Genomic DNA, 14,693 nt, shown 5'->3' on the forward strand with positions numbered 1-14,693 from the left:
GTCAGTCACGGGTGGCTCCTTCGTCCTGAGTGTCGAGAGCGTCCTGAGAGTCGGGGGTGTCCGGGAGAGAGTCGAGGATCCTGCGGCGGATCTCCTCGGCCTCCCCGAGGTAGCCGGCGGGGTCGAGCAGCTCCACGAGGGCGTCGTCGCTCAGGGCCTCGGCCGGAACCGCGGCGCGGAGCCCTTGGGCGTAAGCGTCCGCCCGCTCCTCGGGGGATGCCCGGAGCGCGGCGTCGACGACGGCCTGGAGCGCCTCCTGCCCGGCATCACCGAGCAGCGGCGCGACGGCGGCCTTGACCCTTTCGCTCAACAGCAGGGGCCCGGTGAGATCGAGGTTCCGGCGCATGGCGTCGGGGAAGACACGCAGGCCTTCGATCATTTCGCGCAAGGTGAGCACCGCGCCCAGCGAGAGGCTCAGCAGCGAGCGGAGGGCAGGCCACTCGCTGTGCCACGCGCCGTCGGCCCGCTCGTCGTTGAAGAGTCCTGCTGCGAGGTGCAGCTGCGAGGCGAAAGTGGGTCCCTGGAGCGCGGCGCTGCGGAGGAGGACGGACAGCACGGGGTTCTGCTTCTGCGGCATGGCCGAGGACACGCCACGGCCCGCCCCGGTCGGTTCGCCCAGCTCGGCGACCTCGGGACGGGTGAGGAACAGGACGTCTCCGGCGATCTTGCCGGCCGCGTCGAGCACCCCCGCGAGGGCGTCGCCCAGGACGGTCACCGGCTGGCGGTCGCCGTGCCAGGGCACGTGGGCCGTGGCGAGCCCGAGACGGGCGGCGTGGTCCTGTGCCAGGGCGAAGGGGGAGACGGAGGATCCCGCGGTGAGCAGCGTGGCGGACGCGAGCGTGCCGACCGCCCCGCCGAACTGGGCGGGAAGGGCGACCTCGCCGAGCCGGCGGCCGGCGGAGTTCAGGCCTTGGAGCCATTGGGCCGCCTTGAGGCCGAAGGTGTAGGGCAGCGCGTGCTGGCCCAGGCTGCGCCCGACGCACAGCGTGTCCGCGTGCTCCTCCGAGAGCCGGGCGAGCGCCGTCGTGGTGCGAGAGAGTTCGCGGAGCAGCTCCGCGCGCACCCGGGCCGCCAGCAGCATGAGCGCGGTGTCCTGGACGTCCTGGCTGGTCAGCGAGGCGTGCACGGCCTTCACGGCGGCGGGGTCGATCTCGCGGACCCTGGCCTTGAGCGCGGTGACCAGCGGGATGACGGGGTTGCCCCCGCCCTGTGCCTGCCGGGCGAGCGACGCCGGGTCGTACAGGTCCGGATCGGCGGCCTCCGCGACGGCGTCCGCCGCCCCGGCCGGGACGAGTCCGGCGTCCTCCAACACGGCGGACCAGGTGCTCTCCACGTCGAGCAGTGCGGTCAGCACGGCGTGGTCGCCGGTCAGGGCCTCGACCTCGGGGGACGCCGTGACGGCGCTGAGCAGTCCGAAGTCCGTCACCGGAACGCCCCCGTCGGGGTGGAGGTGCCCTCGAAGTCCAGGAAGACGGTCTCGCCGTTGCCCTGCAGCCGGACGTCCCAGCTGAGGCCGCCGTCGGCGTCGCGCCGCGCGACCAGGGTGTCCCTGCGGTCCTCCGGCAGGGACGAGAGCAGGGGGTCCGTGGCGAGGTACTCCGGGTGCTCCGGGAGGTAGATCCGCGTGAACAGCCGGTTCATGAGCCCGCGGGCGAACACCGCGACGGCGATGAACGCGGCGGCTCCTTCCTCGGTGGGGCCCGGGTTGACGGTGGTGAAGGTGAAGCGGCCGGTGTTCCCCGTGGAGGCGCGGCCCCAGCCGGTGAAGGTGTAGCCGTCCCGCACGAGCGAACCGGTGCGGCGCGAGACCCGGCCCGCGCTGTCCGGCTGCCAGATCTCGAGGATGGCGTCGGGGACGGGGTGGCCGGCGCCGTCGTACACGGTGCCCTGCAGGTGGATGGAACCGGGGGTGCCGGGGGCCAGCAGTTCGTTGTCCTTCGGGAACGGCAGGGCGTAGCCGAAGAACGGCCCCACGGTCTGGCCGGGGGTGGGGATGAGGGTGCCCGGGGTCTGGTCGGTCATGGCGGTCTACTCCTCGTCTCCGGCGTCGCCGAAGGCTTCGTTCTCGGTCCAGGTCCGGTGGGCGCCCGTCAGGACGATGTCCCAGGTGTAGCCGAGGGCCCATTCGGGGCGGGTGAGGTCGTGATCGTAGCGGGCCACGAGGCGGTCCCGCGCGTCCTGGTCCACGATCGACTGGTAGATGGGGTCCAGCGGGAAGAGCTGGTCGCCGGGGAAGTACATCTGGGTGACGATGCGCTGCGTGAACTCGGAACCGAAGAGCGAGAAGTGGATGTGCGCCGGGCGCCACGCGTTGAGGTGATTCTTCCAGGGATAGGCGCCGGGCTTGATGGTGACGAAGCGGTAGGAGCCGTCGTCGCCCGTGATGCAGCGGCCCACGCCCGTGAAATTCGGATCGAGCGGCGCTGGGTGCTGATCCCGCTTGTGGATGTAGCGGCCGGCCGCGTTGGCCTGCCAGATCTCCACGAGCTGTCCGGCCACGGGGCGGCCGTCGCCGTCCAGGACCTTGCCGGAGACGATGATCCGCTCGCCCAGGGGTTCGCCGTTGTGCTGGATGGTCAGGTCCGATTCCAGCGCGTGGACGTCCTGATGCCCGAACGCGGGGGAGAACAGTTCGATGGTCTCCGGGTCCGCGTGGTGGAGGCTCTTGGTGGGGTGGCGCAGGATCGAGCTGCGGTACGGCGCGAAGTCGAGCCGCGGCTGGGTCTCCGGGGCGGCGCCGCCGAGGAGCTCCTCGCGGTAGGAGGCTGCGGTCGCTGCGATCTCGGCACTGAGATCGGCTTGCGTCTCCGCTGCGGCGTCGGGGTCAGGGTGCACGGTGCGGGGCCCTGAGGTCATGGCCGGCTCCTTTCGGGAAGTGGTCGGGTCTGAGAGCGGTCGGGGAGGGGTTCACCGGTGAGGACCGGGGGCGAACCGGATGCTGTGTGATCCAGCATACCTGGGACGTTCGAATAACGCACTAGTGTTCGTCTAGCGAACAATGTTGCGCCGGATGCGCGACGACGGTGGCACTCACCCATGGTCCGGCCACCCCGTGTACGACTCGGCCAGGTACGCCCGGCCGTGGGCTGAGGAGACGACCGAGTCGAGCTCGCCCCGCCGCCGGGCCCGGTCGAAATCGCTTTCACCGGGGGCCGCGTGCAGCAGCGACGTCATCCAGGACGAAAAGTGCTGCGCCTTCCAGACCCGGCCGAGGGCGCGCTCGCTGTAGCCGTCGAGCAGGTCCTCCGAGCCGCCCGTGTAGAAGGAGTCGAGGGCTTCGAAGAGCATCCTGACGTCGTGGAGGGCGAGATTGAGGCCCTTGGCGCCGGTCGGCGGCACGGTGTGGGCGGCGTCGCCCGCCAGGAAGAGCTTTCCGTGACGCAGCGGCGCCTGGACGAAGCTGCGGAACGGGAGGACGACCTTCTCCAGCGCCGGGCCCTCGACCAGTTCGAAGCCGTTGCCGTTCACGCGCTCGCGGAGCGTGGCCCAGATGCGCTCGTCATCCCAATCGGCGGCCGACTCCCCGGGATCGCACTGGAAGTACATGCGCTGCATGGTCTCGGTGCGCTGGCTGATGAGTGCGAACCCCTGCGGCGAGTTCGCGTAGATCAGCTCGTCCGCGCTGCGGGGCGCCTCGGCGAGGATGCCGAACCAGGCGAAGGGGTACTCCTTGAAGTACCGGCGACGGCGGTCCTCCGGGATCAGTCCCCGGCAGTGGCTGCGGGACCCGTCCGCGCCGACCACGAAATCCGCGCGCAGTTCGACGTCCCGGCCTTCGGCGTCCGTGAACGTGACCCTGGGATCGGAGGCGGCGTCGTGCACCGCCACGCCGGACACCCCGTACCGGACGTCGCCGCCGTCGGCCTCCCGTCGCGCGGCGAGGTCCGCGAACACCTCGGTCTGCGGGTACAGCCAGACCGATTCCCCCCCGAGCTCCTGGAAGTCGATCCGGTGGCTCTCGCCGTCGAAGCGGAGCTCGATGCCGTCATGCCGGTCGCCCTCGCGCAGCACCCGGTCGGAGACGCCCGAGTCCACCAGCAGATTCACGGTGCCGTGTTCGAGGATGCCGGCGCGGACCGTCTCGTGGATGGCCTGGCGGCTGCGGGATTCCAGCACCACGGAGTCGATGCCGCAGGTGGCCAGCAGATGGGACAGCATGAGCCCCGCGGGTCCGCCTCCCACGATGGCCACCTGGGTGCGGACGGTCTCGGTCTGGCTCATGGGCGCCTCTCTTTCGGCAGGGGCCGACCCCTCATCGGATCGGTCCGGAACGACTCTGACGAGTGTGCTCCCGATCACCTTCCGGGCCAAGTCCTGTTCCATTCAATGGAAAACCGTGTTCCGGACCGGGTCGGCGAAGTGATACACCTCTCACACCCATCCCCTTCAGGAGGTCCTTTCGTGACAGTGTCGTCCCCCTCCCCGACGTCCTCTTCCCCGTCCGTCACCAGCCGTCCCCGGTCCTCCGGGCCGGCCGCCCTCTGCTGGCTGGCCATGGTGCTGGACGGCTTCGACCTGGTGGTCCTCGGGGCCGTGATCCCCACTCTGCTCAAGAGCAAGGACCTCGGTTTCGATCCCGCCGGGGCCACCCTGGCGGCCACCCTCTCGCTCGTGGGAGTGGGGCTCGGTGCGCTCTTCATCGCGCCGCTTTCCGACCGCTTCGGCCGCAAGCGCCTCCTGGTGGCCTGCGTGCTGTGGTTCTCCATCTTCACCCTCGCCGTGACCGTGGCCCCCAACGTCGCGGTCTTCAGCGCCTTCCGGTTGCTCGCCGGCGTCGGCCTCGGGGCCTGCCTGCCCGCGGCCCTGGCCTACATGAACGACTTCGCGCCCGCGTCCTCCTCCGCCCGCGCCACCACCCGGACCATGACCGGCTATCACGCCGGCGCCGTGGTGACCTCGCTGCTCGCGCTGGCCCTCATCCCCGACTGGCGCGCCGTGTTCGTGATCGGCGGCATCGCCGGGCTCGTCCTCGCACCGATCCTGTGGTTCCGTCTGCCGGACACCACGGTGGACCGGCTCGCCGTGGGCGCTCCCGTCGAGGACCAGGCGGCGGCGGGGGAACAGGCGGGGAAGCCCGCTGCCGCCGGCGCGAAGCCGGGCTTCCGGGTCCTGCTGCGGAAGCCGTACCCGCTCATCGCGGCGGGCATCGCGGCCGCGTCCTTCATGGGGCTGCTGCTCGTGTACGGCCTGAACACCTGGCTCCCGACCCTCATGGCGAGTGCCGGGTATTCCATGAGCTCGTCCCTCGCCCTGCTGTTCATCCTGAATCTCGGCGCCGTGGCCGGGCTCCTGCTGGCAGGCTGGCTGGCCGACCGGCACGGCACCAAACGGATCACCCTGCTCTGGTTCGGCCTGGCCGCGGTGCTGCTCGCCCTGCTGAGCCTGAAGCTCCAGAACGAGCTCCTGCTCGACCTGGCCGTCTTCGTCACCGGCGTGTTCGTGTTCAGCGCGCAGGTCCTGGTGTACGCGTGGGTGAGCCAGCTCTTCCCGCGCGAACTCACGGGCACCGCACTCGGTTTCTCCGCGGGCGTCGGCCGCGTGGGCGCCATCCTGGGGCCGGCCGTCACGGGAGCGCTCGTCGCCGGAGGCATCGCTTATCCGTGGGGCTTCTACGTGTTCGCCCTCGCCGCGGTGGCGGCGCTGGCCGCGCTGCTGTTCATCCCGACGTCGCGCCCGGCGGACTAAGCGCGCCGGAGCGTCTCCAGGCCGCGCCGCACACCCTGCGCCGCGGCCTGGAGCGCCGCCACGATCTCCCGGAGGCGCACCTCCGTCACCGGGACGACGACGCCGAGCGCGGCCACGGCGTGCCCCCGCGGGTCCAGCACGGGCGCGGCGATGCCCGACGTGTCCGGGTCGAGGATCCCCACGAGCTGGGCATACCCGTTGCGGGCGGTCTCCGCGAGCCGCAGCCGGAGTTCGTCCTCCGGCACGGCGCCCGCGAGGGTCTGCCGCGCCACGTACTCCGCCTGGACCTCCCGCGGCTGGAACGCCATGAGCGCCAAACCCGCCGAGGAGAGGTGCACGGGGAGCCGGCCCGCGACCGTCGCCCGGTTCACCACCGAGCCCGGCCGGGAGAGCCGCTCCACGAACAGGGCGTCCGGCCCGTCCAGCACCGCGAGATTCACGTTCTGCCGGAGCACCTGCTGGATGTCCTCCATGAAGGGCAGGGCCACGGTGCGCAGTTCCAGAGTGGGCGCGTTCCGGCTGACGAGTTCCCAGAGGCGCAGCCCCGGCTTCACCGCACCGCCCTCCTCGACGTCGAGGAGTCCGTGATCGCTCATCTGGCGGACGAGGCGATGCGCTGAGGACAGCGGCAGCCCCGCCCGGGCCGCGAGGTCGGAGAGAGGGAGTCTGGGGGTGCCCTCCGGGAAGGCGGCCAGCAGCCGCACCACGCGGTCCACCGCGGAGTCACCCGATGCGGAGTTCGCCATGAGACACCTCCTCGTGCCAGGCCGTGCCGCTCAGGCGGACGGCCGGTCCTGACGGGCGTCGTACTGGACGGCGTGGCGGACCGGGGCGTTCGCGGCGCCGTAACCGTCGTAGCCGCCGCGGCGCTCCACCATCTCGAAGAAGACGCTGCCCACCGTGGCGGTGTAGAAGTGCAGGAACTCGCCGTCGCCGTCGCGGTCGTAGAGGAGATCGAGGTCCCGCAGCGTGGCCAGGAACTCCGGATCGAGCTGGAACCGGGCGTCCAGGTCCTCGTAATAGTTGGCGGGGATGGGCAGGAACTCCAGCCCCCGGTCCTTCGCCGCACGCGCCGTGGCCACGAGGTCGTCGACGGCGAAGGCGATGTGCTCCTGGTAGGTCTTGCGGCCCGGATCCCCGCCGGAATCGAGGCCCTGCTGGACCACGGGGGCGAGATTGAGCACCAGGCGCACGGCACGGTCCGAGGTCTGCATGACCTGCGAACGGACCAGGCCGGTGGGGCTGGGCACCTCGGCGAACGGCGCGGGCTCCAGCGCCAGGGCGCTCGTGTAGAAGAGGACGGCCTCGTCGAAGTGCTGCCACGGCTGGGCCAGGTTCACGTGGTCGATCGTCGCGGCGCCGCCCACCTTCCCGGGGCCGTCGCCGTCTCCGAATTCGTGAGTCCACACGGCGACTCCTCCCGGGCGGCTCTGGCACAGGAAGATCTCCGTCGAATCCGGGGCTGAGACCCCCTGGAAGACCTCCTCGTCGGCCTGGACCGTGCGGGCGACCGCGGGCGCCTTCAGCTGCTGGGCTCGCGCGGAGGCGAGCAGCGGTGACTCGACGTCGAAACCGAGCGCGGCGATCGCGGGTTCGGCCTGGGAGGGCGCCTGCTCGTTGATGATGACGCGCGCCTGGCCCAGGGTCCAGAGCTGGACGTCCTTGGTGCGGTGCCGTCCCGCGAAGCTGAAGCCGAGCTGCCCGAGCAGCGTCTCCAGTCCGGCGGTGTCCTCGGCCTTCACCTCGGCGAAGTCGAAGCCGGCGGGCTCCGGCACCCGGGGCAGGGTGGCCAGTTCCATCGGGTGACGACGGCGGTGCGCAGCCTCCGTGCCCCCGTCCTGCTCGGTGAGCCAGCGTGCGCTCTGCTCCTCCAGCCAGATGAGCGACCGCATGGCGTCCACCGCGGTGCGGTCCACATCGGCCTGCCGGAAGACGTCGTTGAAGACCTCGAGGGAGACGGGACCGGAGTAGCCCGCCCGGATCACGTGGCCCATGAACTTCGCCAGGTCGAACTGCCCCTCGCCCGGGAACACCCGGTGGTGGCGGCTCCAGGACAGGACGTCCATGGAGAGGCGCGGGGCGTCGGCCACCTGGACGAAGAAGATCTTCTCCGGGTCGAAGGCCTCGATGGGCGCGGTGTCCCAGTCCCGGGAGAGGATGTGGAAGGAGTCCAGGCAGGTGCCGAGGTTCGGGTGGTCCACCATCTCGACGAGCCGGTGGGCGTGTTCGTAGTCGTTGACGTACTTGCCCCACGCCAGCGCCTCGTAGGCCACCTTCACGCCGTGCTCACCGGCGAGTTCCGCGAGGCGGGCGAGCTGCTCGGCGCGCAGGCCGTCGTCGTCGATCTGTGCGGTGGCGACGTTGCTGCACACGAGGATCGTGTCCATGCCGAGGCGGGACATGAGGCGGAACTTGGCATCGGCGCGGCGGAGGTTCTCCCGCAGGAGGTCCTCGGGGACGCTGTCGAAGTCACGGAAAGGCTGGTAGAGATCGAGGCCGAGGCCGAGGTCGGCGGCCAGGGAGCGGACGTCCTCGGGACTGAGCGGGGAGGTGATCAGGTCGGGCTCGAAGATCTCGATCCCGTCGAAGCCGGCGATGGCGCAGGCCTGCATCTTCTCGCGCAGCGTGCCGGACAGGCAGACGGTGGCGACTCCCGTGCGCATCAGCGGCCCCCTTCCGTAGCGGTGGCGTCCTCCGCCGCGATCAGCTCCAGGAAGTGTTCGCGCATGCGGCCGGCGTCGGCGTCGTGGCCGGTGAAGAGCCGGAAGGCGTCGGCGGCCTGCCCCACCGCCATGCGGCCCCCGTCCAGGACGCGGCAGCCGATGGCCCGGGCCCGTCGCACGAGTTCGGTCTCGAGTGGACGGTAGACGATGTCCGCCACCCAGTGCCGGGGTTCCAGCAGCGCCGGATCCAACGGCAGGCCGGGGTGCGCGGCCATGCCGATCGGCGTGCAGTGCACCAGACCGTCGGCGAGCGGCAGGAGCGCCGGCAGCTCGTCCGGGGTGTGCGCGGTGACGACCGCGCCGGGGAACAGCGCCCGCAGGCTCTCGGCGCGCTCGGCGCACCGGACCGGGTCCGTGTCCACCAGATCCAGCACCCCGACGCCGGCGGTCAGGAGCGCATAGGCGACGGCGGACCCGGCGCCTCCCGCACCCAGCTGCACCACCCGCTCGAGCGAGGCTCCCGGCAGGCCGTCGGCGAGGGCGCGGGCGAAGCCGGAGAAATCGGTGTTGTGGCCGATGAACCGTCCGTCCTCGATCACGACCGTGTTCACCGCGGCGAGCCGCCGGGCGTCCTCGGACACCTCGTCGAGATGCGCCATCACGAGCTGCTTGCAGGGGTGCGTGATGTTCAGACCGTTGAAGCCGAGATCGGCGGCCCACCGCAGCAGCTCGCCGATCGAGCCGGCGGGGAGGCCGGTCTCGAGCAGATCGAGGGGTCGGTACAGGTACCGGAGGCCCTGCCGGTCGCCCTCCCGCTCATGCATCGGCGGGGTGAGGGACGGCAGGACGCCCTCGCCCACCAGGCCCACCAGGAATGATCCTGCTCGAGTGCTCATGCTCTTCGCTCCTTTGTCGGCCTGGGGGTTCAATGCCGGACGGTATGACCCAGGGTACACACGATGTTCACATCAAGCACAAGTGTTCGCATGCCGAACGGATGTCGCGAGCGGGCGCTGCGAGCGGGTGTGCGGCCCGTGACGGGGTTCATCGCTGCGCTCATCGCGACGGCAGGCGCGCGGCCAGCTCGCCGGCCGCGTCCCGCAGGAGGGGGACGGCGCCCTGCAGCTGTTCCACGCTCATCCGGAACACCGGCGCCGCCGTGGCCAGGGCCGCGAGCACGCCGCCGTGGCCGGCGAGCACCGGCACCGCGATGGCCCGCATGCCGATCTCGTTCTCCTCGTCCATGAGGGCGAAGCCCTGATGCCGGACGCGGGCGATCTCGGCGCGGAACGCCTCGCGGTCCGTGATCGAGTGTTCGGTGAGGGGCGTCAGCTCCAGCTCGGCCAGGAGCGCCTCCCGCTCCTCGTCCGGCGCGAACGCCACGAGGACCTTGCCCACCGCCGTCGTGTGCAGCTGGCCGAGGTGTCCGGGATCGCTCGTGACGCGGAACATCTGGGGGCCGTCCACCTTGTTCACGGTCAGGTAGCGGTGCTGATCCCGGACGGAGAGGATCGTCGCCTCGCCCGTGCCTTCGGTGACCCGTTGCAGGACCGGCCGCGCCGTTCCCGCGAAGCCGTGGTGATTCGAGACGCGCTGCCCCAGCTGGAAGACCCGGAGGCCCAGGTGATACCGGCGTCCCTCCGGTTCGTAATCCACGAAACCGTCCCGCGTCAGGGAGCCCAGCAGTCGGTAGGCGGTGCTGAACGGCAGATCGGATCGGCGCGCCAGTTCCGCGGCGCTCGCGCCACGCGGTTCATCGCCCAGCAGCACGAGCAGGCTCAATGCCTTGCCGATCATGTCCGTCTTGCCGGTTTCCTTCTCGCTCATGAAGAGAAGATTGCCACATTGTGAGAGCTATATCTAGATCGTGAGAAAAATTCTTGACAGTGACGGCGCTCACAGCCAGAATCTTCTGTATCGCACCAACAGCTCTCATGATCCGGAAGCTGTTGCCGAGCGGGAATTCTCTCGCCAGCCGAAACCGTGATCCGGGCCGGCCGCCCGCATTCACCCCAGCGACTCCACCCTGATGCGACATCGCCGTCACACCGAAGGAATCCCATGAACCAGACCCTTCCGCCCGCAGCGCCGGGCGCCGTCCCCTCCGGAGCGGCCGCGGGCCACTCCGGCACTCCCCGGAAGGCCGCCCTGGCCAGCTTCCTCGGCAGCGCGGTGGAGTATTACGACTTCTTCATCTTCGGTTCCGCCGCGGCGCTGATCTTCCCCAAGGTGTTCTTCCCCAGCGCCGATGCGAACGCCACCATCATGTCCTTCGCGACGTTCGGCTTCGCCTACATCGCCCGGCCCGTGGGCGCGGTCTTCCTGGGCCACTTCGGCGACCGACTCGGACGACAGAGGGTGCTCATGTTCACCCTGGTCCTGATGGGCGCCTCGACCTTCGTCATCGGCTGCCTCCCGGACTTCAAGACCGTGGGCTGGTGGGCACCCGCCCTCCTGGTGCTCGCGCGTCTCTGCCAGGGCCTTTCCGCGGCAGGTGAACAGGCGGGCGCTTCCTCGATGACGCTGGAGCACGCCCCCGACGACCGCCGGGCCTTCTTCACCTCGTGGACCCTCACCGGGACGCAGGGCGGGCAGATCCTCGCCGCCCTGGCCTTCATCCCCGTCGTCGCCCTGCCGGACGACCTGAAGTACGGCATCGGCTGGCGCATCCCGTTCTGGCTGAGCGCCGCCGTCGTCGTGGTCGCGTTCTTCATCCGCCGCAGCCTGCACGAGCCCACCACCTTCGCCGAGGCCAAGAAAGCGCGGCTGCCCTTCGTCGAGCTGATGAAGTATCACTGGCGAGACGTGGTCCGCGTGATCTGCTGCGCCTTCATCGCCGCGATCAGCACCGTCTTCGGCACCCTCGCCATCAGCTACGGCAAGCAGGTCGCCCATGTGGACAGCACCGTGACGCTGTGGCTCGTGGTGGTGGCGAACGTGGTGGCCCTCGGCACCCAGCCGTTCTTCGGCACGCTGGCAGACCGCTTCGGCCGCAAGCCGCTGTTCGTCTACGGCGCCCTGTCCAGCGCGGTCATGACGCCGCTGTTCTTCCTGAGCCTGCAGTCCGGTTCGGTCCCGCTGATGTTCGTGGCCGCCATCGTGTACTTCTCCTGCGGCTATGCGGCGGCGAACGCGGTCTGGCCGTCCTTCTACGGCGAGATGTTCAGCACCCAGGTCCGCTTCTCGGGTCTGGCCGTGGGAACCCAGCTCGGATTCCTCATGGCCGGCTTCGCTCCCACGATCGTCTCGGCGATCGGCGGCACCGGCCCCGGCGGCTGGGTCCAGACGTCGATCTTCGCCGCGGTCATCTGCGTGATCGCCGCGGTGTCGGCGCTGACAGCCCGCGAGACGGCCAAGGTCCCCACCGCCCAGCTCGGCCTGAAGTAGCACCCCTTAACGATCGACTGCTCCATACGATGTCGTTTTTCCCCGGAAATGGGGGATTTCGACATCGTATGGAGCAGTCGATGAAGGGGGTGGGAGGGTCAGGCGTACTGGCCCACCAGGCGGACCGCGCCGCCGTCGACGCCCTTGGCACCCTGGACGTAGTCGACCGTGCCGGTGAAGGCGCCGGTGTCCTCGGCGACCGTGCCCATGACCCAGGAGGGCAGTCCCCGCTCGTTCAGACGCGCGACGGCGGCATCCGCGGCTTCGGGGGACGCGATCGCGATCATGCCCACACCCAGGTTCAGGGTGCGCTCCAGATCGGCGAGCGGCACGTTGCCCAGCTCGGAGACGAGCTTGAAGATCGCGGGCAGCTCCCAGGTGTTGCGGTCGACCGTGGCCAGCAGGCCCTGCGGCAGCACACGGGCCAGGTTGGCGGCCAGGCCGCCACCCGTGACGTGGCTGAACCCGTTGATGCCCTTGCCGGAGTTCACCGGGAAGGTGCGGGTCAGGTCGAGGCAGTCGGCGGCGTACACGCGGGTGGGCTCCAGGAGCTCCTCGCCGAGCGTGCGGCCGAGCTCGGACACCTGACGGTCCAGTTCCCAGCCGGCGTGGTTGATGACGCGGCGGACCAGGGAATAGCCGTTGGAGTGCAGGCCGGAGGAAGCCATGCCGATCACGACGTCGCCCGCCTTGACCCGCTCCGGGCCGAGCAGCGCGTCAGCTTCGACCACACCGGTGGCCGCGCCCGCGACGTCGTACTCATGCTCACCCAGCAGACCGGGGTGCTCGGCCGTCTCGCCGCCCACCAGCGCGGTGCCCGCCACGGAGCAGGCCGCGGCGATGCCACGGACGATGTCCGCGATGCGCTCCGGGACCACCTTGCCGCAGGCGATGTAGTCGGTCATGTACAGCGGCTCGGCGCCCACCACGACGATGTCGTCCACGACCATGCCCACCAGGTCGAAGCCGATGGTGTCGTGGATGTCCATGGCCTGGGCGATCGCGACCTTGGTGCCGACGCCGTCCGTGGACGTCGCGAGCAGCGGCTTGCGGTACGTCAGCAGGCGGGAGACGTCGAAGAGGCCGGCGAAGCCGCCCACGCCGCCCAGCACGGAGGAGTTGTGGGTGGCCTTGACGGCGTCCTTCATCAGTTCGACGGCGCGGTCGCCGGCTTCCACATCGACGCCGGCGGAGGCGTAGGTGATGCCGTTCTCGGCGGGGGAGGAGCTCATGGCTGCCTTTCTGGTGGGCGCGGCTTAGGAAGCGGGGCGCTTGTCTGCGTCGGTCAGGAAGTTCTCGAACTCGGAGTCGGGGCCCGGATCGCATCCGGTGGCGCCCGCGACGACCTCGCCCGTGGGAGCGACCTGCGGCTCCTCGGATGGCTCGGCCGTGGGGGCGGGGACCGCCTGGGTGTCGGCCGGAGCCTCGTCCTCGCGCTCCAGCAGGTTCTTGCCGAGCAGCTCCGGATCCGGAAGGGCGATCGGGTACTTGCCCGTGAAGCAGGCGGTGCAGAGGCGTTCGCGCGGCTGGTGGGTCGCGGCGATCATGCCGTCCTCGGAGATGTACGCCAGCGAGTCCGCGCCGATCGCCTTGGAGATCTCCTCGATGGAGGCGCCGGAGGCGATCAGTTCCGCGCGGGATGCGAAGTCGATGCCGTAGAAGCACGGCCACTGCACGGGCGGCGAGGAGATCTTGACGTGGACCTCCTTGGCCCCGGCCTCCCGCAGCATGCGCACGATGGCGCGCTGGGTGTTGCCGCGCACGATCGAATCGTCCACCACGACCACGCGCTTGCCGCGGATCACGGACTCGAGGGCGTTGAGCTTGAGGCGGATGCCCAGCTGGCGCAGCGTCTGCGAGGGCTGGATGAAGGTGCGTCCCACATAGGAGTTCTTCACGAAGCCGTGCGCGAACGGGATGCCGGACTCCTCGGCGTAACCGACGGCGGCGGGGGTGCCGGATTCCGGCACGGGGATGACGATGTCCGCCTCGTGGGTGTTCTCGCGGGCCAGCTGACGGCCCATCTCCACGCGGGATTCGTAGACGGAGCGGCCGGCGATCGAAGCGTCCGGACGGGCCAGGTAGACGTACTCGAAGACGCAGCCGGCCGGGGTGGCCTCGGCGAAGCGCTGGGTGCGGACGCCGTTCTCGTCGATGGCCAGGAACTCGCCCGGTTCGATCTCGCGGATGAAGCTCGCGCCGACCGTGGCGAGAGCGGACTGCTCGGAGGCCACCACCCAGCCGCGCTCCAGGCGGCCGAGCACCAGCGGGCGGATGCCGTAGGTGTCGCGGGCGGCGTAGAGGGTGCCTTCATCCATGAAGACGAAGCAGAAGCCGCCCTTGATCTTGGGCAGCAGCTCCAGAGCCGTCTGCTCCAGGGTCTTGCCGGTGTCGCCCTCCAGGAGAGCGGTCACGAGCGCCGTGTCCGAGGTGTTGCCCTGCTTCATCTCGCCGCTGAGCTGGCCGCCGGTGCGGTCCATGATCATCTGGCGGAGTTCGGCGGTGTTGGTCAGGTTGCCGTTGTGCGCCAGGGCCACGGTGCCGTTGGCGGTCGCCCCCAGGGTCGGCTGGGCGTTGGCCCAGTGACTCGCACCCGTGGTGGAGTACCGGCAGTGCCCCACGGCCAGGTGACCCGTGAGGGTGTTGAGGGTGGTCTCGTCGAACACCTGGGACACGAGTCCCATGTCCTTGTAGACGTTGATGCGTTGCCCATCGCTGGTTGCAATGCCGGCGGATTCCTGTCCGCGGTGCTGCAGAGCGTAAAGGCCGTAGTAGGTCAGTTTTGCCACTTCTTCGCCCGGTGCCCAGACGCCGAAGACGCCACAGGCGTCCTGGGGGCCTTTTTCGCCGGGAAGAAGATCGTGTGTGAGTTTTCCGTCGCCGCGTGCCACTGCTCAATTATCGCATGTCCGGAGGGACGCGCCGCCCTGTGACGGGAAGCGCGACGGCGGCCCTCCG

At 70.2% G+C, this 14,693-nt stretch carries 12 protein-coding genes; 2 read left to right on the forward strand and 10 right to left on the reverse strand.

Going from position 1 to position 14,693, the window contains the following annotated elements:
• Position 1: 1 nt before the first annotated feature.
• The 4 genes from BLV63_RS04050 to BLV63_RS04065 form a co-directional block, all read right to left on the reverse strand.
• Positions 2-1,426 carry a lyase family protein gene (locus BLV63_RS04050; RefSeq protein ID WP_066216323.1) on the reverse strand — a complete coding sequence of 475 codons (1,425 nt, stop codon included), beginning with the start codon at positions 1,424-1,426 and terminating at the stop codon, positions 2-4.
• On the reverse strand, positions 1,423-2,022 hold the full coding sequence (pcaG, locus tag BLV63_RS04055) for a protocatechuate 3,4-dioxygenase subunit alpha (RefSeq protein ID WP_066216325.1): 600 nt from the start codon (positions 2,020-2,022) through the stop codon (positions 1,423-1,425). The genes BLV63_RS04050 and pcaG overlap by 4 nt, the downstream gene beginning before the upstream one ends.
• Before the next feature lie 6 nt (positions 2,023-2,028).
• Positions 2,029-2,856, reverse strand: a complete 828-nt coding sequence (gene pcaH / locus BLV63_RS04060; RefSeq protein ID WP_066216328.1) for a protocatechuate 3,4-dioxygenase subunit beta — start codon at positions 2,854-2,856, stop codon at positions 2,029-2,031.
• 174 nt (positions 2,857-3,030) lie between these two features.
• Positions 3,031-4,221: a 4-hydroxybenzoate 3-monooxygenase gene (locus BLV63_RS04065; protein ID WP_066216331.1), complete on the reverse strand. Its 1,191-nt coding sequence runs from the start codon at positions 4,219-4,221 to the stop codon at positions 3,031-3,033.
• A gap of 273 nt (positions 4,222-4,494) precedes the next feature.
• On the opposite strand from BLV63_RS04065, the gene BLV63_RS04070 reads away from it, so the two are divergent.
• Entirely contained in the window at positions 4,495-5,685 is a 1,191-nt protein-coding gene (locus tag BLV63_RS04070; RefSeq protein ID WP_066216459.1) for an MFS transporter, read from the forward strand.
• On the opposite strand, the gene BLV63_RS04075 is transcribed toward BLV63_RS04070, so the two are convergent.
• The 4 genes from BLV63_RS04075 to BLV63_RS04090 all read right to left on the reverse strand — a co-directional run bounded on the left by BLV63_RS04075 (position 5,682) and on the right by BLV63_RS04090 (position 10,175).
• The gene (locus BLV63_RS04075) at positions 5,682-6,431 is read right to left on the reverse strand and encodes an IclR family transcriptional regulator (protein ID WP_066216334.1); all 750 of its coding nucleotides are present in this window, start codon (positions 6,429-6,431) and stop codon (positions 5,682-5,684) included. The two genes, BLV63_RS04070 and BLV63_RS04075, sit on opposite strands and share 4 nt — an antisense overlap.
• A 30-nt stretch (positions 6,432-6,461) precedes the next feature.
• Positions 6,462-8,348 carry a bifunctional sugar phosphate isomerase/epimerase/4-hydroxyphenylpyruvate dioxygenase family protein gene (locus tag BLV63_RS04080; protein WP_066216337.1) on the reverse strand — a complete coding sequence of 629 codons (1,887 nt, stop codon included), beginning with the start codon at positions 8,346-8,348 and terminating at the stop codon, positions 6,462-6,464.
• Entirely contained in the window at positions 8,348-9,244 is an 897-nt protein-coding gene (locus BLV63_RS04085) for a shikimate dehydrogenase (protein WP_066216340.1), read from the reverse strand. Before BLV63_RS04085 ends, BLV63_RS04080 begins: the two co-directional genes overlap by 1 nt.
• Before the next feature lie 160 nt (positions 9,245-9,404).
• Entirely contained in the window at positions 9,405-10,175 is a 771-nt protein-coding gene (locus BLV63_RS04090) for an IclR family transcriptional regulator (protein ID WP_066216342.1), read from the reverse strand.
• A gap of 234 nt (positions 10,176-10,409) precedes the next feature.
• On the opposite strand from BLV63_RS04090, the gene BLV63_RS04095 reads away from it, so the two are divergent.
• The gene (locus BLV63_RS04095) at positions 10,410-11,735 is read left to right on the forward strand and encodes an MFS transporter (protein WP_066216345.1); all 1,326 of its coding nucleotides are present in this window, start codon (positions 10,410-10,412) and stop codon (positions 11,733-11,735) included.
• Between the two features lie 98 nt (positions 11,736-11,833).
• Here the strand turns inward: BLV63_RS04095 and purM are convergent, their stop codons facing one another.
• Together purM and purF are read right to left on the reverse strand one after the other, a co-directional pair.
• A complete protein-coding gene (purM, locus tag BLV63_RS04100) occupies positions 11,834-12,967 on the reverse strand; it encodes a phosphoribosylformylglycinamidine cyclo-ligase (RefSeq protein ID WP_066216348.1) in 1,134 nt (377 codons plus the stop codon).
• Between the two features lie 24 nt (positions 12,968-12,991).
• Positions 12,992-14,626, reverse strand: a complete 1,635-nt coding sequence (purF, locus tag BLV63_RS04105) for an amidophosphoribosyltransferase (RefSeq protein WP_066216350.1) — start codon at positions 14,624-14,626, stop codon at positions 12,992-12,994.
• Between the last annotated feature and the right edge of the window lie 67 nt (positions 14,627-14,693).

The sequence above is a fragment of the Arthrobacter woluwensis genome, assembly GCF_900105345.1.
Classification (GTDB): Bacteria; Actinomycetota; Actinomycetes; order Actinomycetales; family Micrococcaceae; genus Arthrobacter_E; species Arthrobacter_E woluwensis.

What these genes read in the sequence shown, in the direction of transcription:
- pcaG (WP_066216325.1), bottom strand. Translation starts at nt 2,022, where the DNA reads ATGACCGACCAGACCCCGGGCACCCTCATCCCCACCCCCGGCCAGACC.
- pcaH (WP_066216328.1), bottom strand. Translation starts at nt 2,856, where the DNA reads ATGACCTCAGGGCCCCGCACCGTGCACCCTGACCCCGACGCCGCAGCG.
- BLV63_RS04065 (WP_066216331.1), bottom strand. Translation starts at nt 4,221, where the DNA reads ATGAGCCAGACCGAGACCGTCCGCACCCAGGTGGCCATCGTGGGAGGC.
- BLV63_RS04070 (WP_066216459.1), top strand. Translation starts at nt 4,495, where the DNA reads ATGGTGCTGGACGGCTTCGACCTGGTGGTCCTCGGGGCCGTGATCCCC.
- BLV63_RS04075 (WP_066216334.1), bottom strand. Translation starts at nt 6,431, where the DNA reads ATGGCGAACTCCGCATCGGGTGACTCCGCGGTGGACCGCGTGGTGCGG.
- BLV63_RS04080 (WP_066216337.1), bottom strand. Translation starts at nt 8,348, where the DNA reads ATGCGCACGGGAGTCGCCACCGTCTGCCTGTCCGGCACGCTGCGCGAG.
- BLV63_RS04085 (WP_066216340.1), bottom strand. Translation starts at nt 9,244, where the DNA reads ATGAGCACTCGAGCAGGATCATTCCTGGTGGGCCTGGTGGGCGAGGGC.
- BLV63_RS04090 (WP_066216342.1), bottom strand. Translation starts at nt 10,175, where the DNA reads ATGAGCGAGAAGGAAACCGGCAAGACGGACATGATCGGCAAGGCATTG.
- BLV63_RS04095 (WP_066216345.1), top strand. Translation starts at nt 10,410, where the DNA reads ATGAACCAGACCCTTCCGCCCGCAGCGCCGGGCGCCGTCCCCTCCGGA.
- purM (WP_066216348.1), bottom strand. Translation starts at nt 12,967, where the DNA reads ATGAGCTCCTCCCCCGCCGAGAACGGCATCACCTACGCCTCCGCCGGC.